Origin of the sequence: Streptomyces sp. NRRL WC-3549 (genome assembly GCF_000721935.1) — a bacterium.
Lineage (GTDB): Bacteria > Actinomycetota > Actinomycetes > Streptomycetales > Streptomycetaceae > Streptomyces.
Map to the genome: position 1 here is coordinate 47,945 of NZ_KL585414.1, position 1,587 is coordinate 49,531.

Annotated in this window: 1 protein-coding gene and 1 pseudogene; both read right to left on the minus strand. The window is 69.7% G+C overall.

Going from position 1 to position 1,587, the window contains the following annotated elements; genetic code table 11:
• Positions 1–171: 171 nt before the first annotated feature.
• Positions 172–1,275, minus strand: coding sequence for an FAD-dependent oxidoreductase (locus IH13_RS0121465; RefSeq protein WP_031086848.1), 1,104 nt, complete (start codon positions 1,273–1,275; stop codon positions 172–174).
• Between the two features lie 12 nt (positions 1,276–1,287).
• A pseudogene (locus tag IH13_RS0121470) lies at positions 1,288–1,587 on the minus strand (phosphotriesterase); the annotation flags it as partial.

The following is a 1,587-nucleotide window of genomic DNA, read 5'->3' on the forward strand; positions in this document are numbered from 1 at the left end:
GAGATGTGTATAAGAGACAGGTCCCTGACTGCGTGCAGCGGCAGGCGCTCCTCGGGCGGTGCGACGTGCGCCTCGTCGGCGGCGCGCATCGCGACGGGGTCGAGCGGGCCCTCGGGCGGTGCCGGGAGAGTGGCGAGGAACTTGGCGATCTCGGGGTGCAGTGTCACGGGGTCACTCCTGTCCTGCGGCGGCGGGCTTCTGGCCGGGGAAGACGTCGTTGATCTCTTCCTCGGTCCAGCCCTGGCGTGAGATGCGCTGCAGCTCGTCGGTCACCGGCTTGCGGGTGGCCTGGTAGAGGGCGAGCGCCTCCTTCAGGGAGCCGGCCTGCTTCAGGGCGTCGGCGAGCGCGCCGCCGTCCTCGATGGCCGAGTTGGCGCCCTGGCCCTGGTGGTGGAGCATCGAGTGGGCGGCGTCGCCGACGAGGACGACGGAGTTCGTGTGCCAGGTGTCGACGGGATCGATGTCGTACACCGCGCGGATGTTCACGGTGTCCATGTCGAGGTCGCGGGTGATGGCCACCATGCGCTCGTCGAAGCCCTCGACCGTCGTGAGCAGGTCCTCCTTGGTGACCTGCGGTGCCCAGGTGCCGTCCGGGTCGAGGGCGGTGATGTCGAAGGACACCTGGTCGCGGTGGCGCAGCGGCAACAGGTAGACCTTGGTGCCGCGGCCGATGTACATGCGCAGGTTGTCGTCGACGACCATGCCGTGGGCGGCGTCGGTGGAGATCACCGTGCGGTAGGCGTGCTCGCCGGAGAACACCGGGGGCTTCTGGCTGAACAGCTGGTGGCGGACGACCGACTTGATGCCGTCGGCGCCGACGACCAGGTCGGCCTCGGCCGTGGTGCCGCCCGCGAAGGTGAGGACGGCGCCCTCCCCCTTGTCCTCGACGCTCTCCAGCTTGCGGCCGAGGTGCACCATGCCCTCGGGGAGCGCGCCCATGAGGGCGTCGATGAAGTCGCCGCGGTGGATGAGGTGGGTGTGGACCTGCTCGCCGTCGGCGGGCCACGCCTCCTTCATGATCGGGTCACCGGTGGCGGTGAGGATCTCGAAGTAGTCGCTGGGCGAGGTGACCTCGGCGATCGCGTCGAAGATGCCCCACTCGCGGAAGCGGTTCATGGTGGAGGGGCGCAGGCCGATGCCGGCGCCGACCTCGCGGATCCGGCTCGCCTGCTCGTAGACGTCCACGCGGGCGCCCAGGAGGCTGAGCGCCTTGGCGGCGGCCGCGCCGCCGTACCCGGCGCCGACGACGGCGATCTTGAGGTCTGAGAGCTGCATCGTTGGTTCTCTCTACTTCTGGAGGGTCAGAAAGGCGGCGGGGTTGTCGACGAAGATCGTTTCGATCGCCGTGTCGTCGAGGCCGGCGGAGCGGAGGTCCGGGATGAGGTCCTCGAAGATGTAGTTGACGGTGTGCCCCTTGACGCCGGGCCAGCCGAGCGGGGAGCAGTTGGCGTCGGCGGAGGCGAGGACCTGGTGGATCCGGCGGCCGCCGTCGATGAAGCGCAGGAAGTGGTCGAGGCGTTCCTTGCGGGGGCGGGCCCAGAACGGCGGGTCGGGCAGCTCGGTCTCGTAGCCGAAGGTGTCGAAGCC